The sequence below is a fragment of the Collinsella sp. SGI.033 genome (assembly GCF_050315135.1).
Lineage (GTDB): Bacteria > Actinomycetota > Coriobacteriia > Coriobacteriales > Coriobacteriaceae > Collinsella.
This window is the reverse complement of record NZ_JBNPOK010000056.1, coordinates 1-1198: the sequence shown is the minus strand read 5'-3', so window position 1 is coordinate 1198 and position 1198 is coordinate 1. Positions and strand designations below refer to the sequence as shown.

The 1198-nt window shown below is 72.8% G+C and carries 1 protein-coding gene; it reads right to left on the bottom strand.

Features of this window, described 5'->3' with window-relative positions:
• Window positions 1-1080, bottom strand: a 1080-nt coding sequence (locus tag ACQRC0_RS08725; protein ID WP_427729309.1) for an IS30 family transposase, incomplete at its 3' end; no start/stop codon positions are given.
• Between the last annotated feature and the right edge of the window lie 118 nt (window positions 1081-1198).

Here is a 1198-nt window from a genome sequence, read left to right as displayed (position 1 = left end):
GTCGGCCGGGGCGAGCCGGTCGAACCTGATTCCGGCGCCCTTGGGCAGCAGCTTCCTGATCTCGACGTGGTTGCGCTCGCAGGCGCCCTTCTGGTCGCTGCGCCTGGGGTCGCAGTAGAACAGCCTCGTCTCGCCCGGCCCCTCGCCGAGCAGCGCCGCGATCGCCGCCTCGTCGGAGAACTCGGCGCCGTTGTCGGTGAGGACGGCGCGGAACACGCGGCGCGTCCCGTCGGCGCCGAGGACGGCCCGGACGCCCTCCAGGGCGCCCGCGACGCACCCGGCGGTCTTCTCCTCCAGCGGCAGCGCGAGCTGGAGCCTGCTGGGGCGGTGCAGCAGCGTGAGCAGGCAGGCGGAGTCCTCCCGGGCCCCCTCGACGGTGTCCATCTCCCAGGCCGCGGCGCACGCGTCCTCCCCGAGGGCGAGGAACGCGGCATGCGACCTGCGGGCGGAGTGGCGGGTCGCCGCCCGGCCCGCGGCGCGCTTCCTCGGCCTGTAGCCGACCTTGCGCCTGAGCTCCATGTTGGTCATGCCGTCGTAGCCCGCCGAGACCCAGCGGTAGATGGTCGACGGCGACAGGTCCACCGGGCCGCCGTTGCGCGCCGCCATCTGCTCGGGCGACAGCCCCCGGCGCAGGCAGTCCCTTATCGCCTCCAGCCTGGCCGCCGCGGCAGGCTCGTCGGCGTCTATCCCGCGCCTGGACGAGACGAGGACCGAGTCGGCGCACAGCTGCGCGGCCCGGGCCTCGTAGAAGACGTGGGGGCGGCGCTTGCAGCCGATCGCGCGGTACCGGCCGCAGCCGTTGCAGCATCGCGGCCACGCCGCCAGGCGCGGGCAGGCCGCCGACAGGTCGGCGGAGGCGTCCACGCGCTCGCCGCGCCTGGCCTTCGGCGCCGTCACGAACCTGTGCGACGCCACCTCGGCGCTCACCGTCGAGGGCGACCTGCCCAGCTCCCTCGCGATCTCCCTGCACGACGCCCTGCGCTCCAGCATCCTCTGGACCGTGTCCCGCTCGTGCCTCGTGAGCCTTCCGTAGGCCCTCGGGACCGCCCTTGCGGAGCCGCTCTTCTTCTTTCCGGACATGCCGTCCTCCGATCTCCCGGGGCCGGCCGATCCGGCCCTCAGGGTATCGGGTTCCCACATTCATCCGCACATGTACGGATGAATGTGGGAGGTGTTCGGATAAAGTTGATAATCAAGG